This is a genomic window from Endozoicomonas sp. ONNA2, assembly GCF_024606365.1.
Classification (GTDB): Bacteria; Pseudomonadota; Gammaproteobacteria; order Pseudomonadales; family Endozoicomonadaceae; genus Endozoicomonas.
On the sequence record NZ_JAHHPO010000420.1, the window covers coordinates 1 to 2,419 of the forward strand.

The 2,419-nt window shown below is 52.5% G+C and carries 1 protein-coding gene; it reads left to right on the forward strand.

Annotation, left to right across the window (positions count from 1 at the left end; translation table 11 throughout):
• Positions 1 to 303 precede the first annotated feature (303 nt).
• The gene (locus KDK14_RS07550; RefSeq protein ID WP_257264459.1) at positions 304 to 2,367 is read left to right on the forward strand and encodes an alpha-amylase family glycosyl hydrolase; all 2,064 of its coding nucleotides are present in this window, start codon (positions 304 to 306) and stop codon (positions 2,365 to 2,367) included.
• Positions 2,368 to 2,419: the final 52 nt, after the last annotated feature.

The following is a 2,419-nucleotide window of genomic DNA, read 5'->3' on the forward strand; positions in this document are numbered from 1 at the left end:
TTATTATAGCAGCTGATTCATGACGTACGATCAGTGGTAATCAGGACTGTTTTTGTGTCGGAACTCATTTTGCATCAAGATATCAGCGACTTAAAAAAACAGTAGACAGTGGCTTAAGACCTGTAACAGCGTGCAGCGTTGCCGTATTTGTGAAAGACGACCAGACTCATTAAAACGTGTCAGGCTCACAGGATAAGCGCCTTGTTCCTTATTCCTTATATTTTGCCTCTCCTTGCCATCCTCACGCAGCTTCCTGCTGAATGTGGAACCACCTCTTTGCAGTACTGCTAATCGGAGGAACCGATGACGACGCCAACAGCATTGGCCACAGCCATCCCTGCACTTTCTACCTTACTCCCTGCCATACTCGCCGCCTCACTGGTGGCTGGTTGCGCCAGCCAGTCAGCTGATACAACGTCTACGGCCAGCCTGACACCGGCCTATGCCTGCAATACCGCCACCCAAGGCAAAGCCAATGACCTGAGAATCTACCAGATCATGGTGGAAAGCTTTGTGGATGGTGAAAAAGGAACCGGTCACGGCACCGGTTACGGTACCAGCCATCACCAGGGGGATTTGCAGGGCATCATTGACTCTTTGGACTACATCAAGTCACTGGGTATGAATGCCATCTGGATGACACCGATCTTCAACTCGGAACCTGTCACTGGGCAAGAACACTGGGATGACCGACTGGATGCCACCGGCTATTTTGCCACAGATTATTTTTCCATCGACCCACGCTTCGGTACCCTGGAACAGGCGAAAGAGCTGGTGGAAAAAGCCCATGCCAAAGGGCTGTATGTATTGTTTGATGGTGTATTCGGCCATCATAAAAAGTCCGTTGTCGTGCCATCACCATCCGGTTTGCTGCCTTCGGGCAGTCACAATCCCGTGGACTATCCGGACAGTCTGCCATTCTACAAAGAGGTGGCAACCCATTGGATCAAAGAACTGAAAATAGACGGCTGGCGTCTGGATCAGGCCTATCAGGTGCCCACCGAAGCCTGGACAGAGATCCGCAAAGCGGTGGATAAAGCCTCCCGGTCAGTGACCTGCCAGAACGACAGAGGGGAAACTGTCCATCCGTTGGGCTATATGGTGGCGGAGATCTGGAAAGGGGAAAACACCATTCAGAAGGTCGGCTACGGAACCGGGGAAAATCCGGCGTTGTGTTCCGCCTTTGATTTTCCCATGCGCTATCGCCTGGTGGAAACGTTTGCCGTGAATGAAAACGGGATGGGCGGCAAAGGTGGGGATTGGCTGGATGAAGGCATGAATCTGCACTCACTCTATCCAAAACATGCGCAACCGAACCTGATGCTGGGCAACCACGATGTGGTGCGCTTTGGCGACCTTTTGCAGCGAGGCGGCATTGCCAATCCGGAGGATCCACAATACTGGTTGCGGCATAAGGCGGCCCTGTCATTTATGGCTGCCTACACTGGCCCGATCACCTTGTATTACGGTGATGAAATCGGAGATGAAACGCCAGGCTTTGCTGAAAGGCAGCCGGATAATAACTGTGCCATTCGTGGCATGTGTGATGATCACTCAGGACGCACCAGTGGCAAAATTGATGGGCTGACCGTTGAGTTGAATAAACAACAGCATGATCTCAAAGCCTATGTATCGTCATTGATGGCACTGCGTGATAAACACCCAGCGTTGTCTAAAGGAGAGCGCATAAACATCCGGGCAGTGCAGGAGGTCTACATCGACCACAAGCAGAGCGGGGATGATGCCCTGATCTATATGGTCAGTACCGACAGTGCTCCCCAATTGGTGGCCCTGACCACGGTGGAAGCCGGTTCTGAAGGTCGGCTGGTGGATCTGTTGACCGGTGAGGTGTTCTTCCCGAAAAACAACCAATATGCCATTCCCATGAAGGGGTTTGAAGCACGATTCCTGGGCATTACCAATCCGGCTGTCGCTGGACCGAAGGTCAATAAGCGAAAAGCTGACTCGATGACCGGCGAAGGTTTTCTGGCCCGGTGCGATAACCCAACCGTGAATGAAGCAGGCCCGGCAGCAGGTTCGCTGTATGTGGTGGGCAGTTTCCCGGACTCTAACTGGATACACAAGCCAGCCCGGGCCTTTAAATATAAGGGAAATGGCGTGTATCAAACCGTTACCAGCGAGCAAAAAGGCAGCTATCGCTTCCAGTACGCCACGGCCAACTGGAGCCCGCAATACACGGCAGTTGACCTGTTGCAAAAGCCAGGGCAGCCAACCGCCGGGAAAAAAGGCGGGTACGGTACTGATACCTCGGTGATGATACCAGAGGCGGGACGGTACGTGTGGAGCCTGACGTTCAGGGACAGTGGTGAGATTGATCAGGTGATGGTTTCCCGGTGTATGCAGTAAGGAATTGTCTTTTAATAAGTTCCCGATTTCCGTTCACCCTGAGCTTGTGAAG

Coding starts and splice junctions, on each gene's coding strand:
- KDK14_RS07550 (WP_257264459.1), top strand. CDS start 304: ATGACGACGCCAACAGCATTGGCCACAGCCATCCCTGCACTTTCTACC.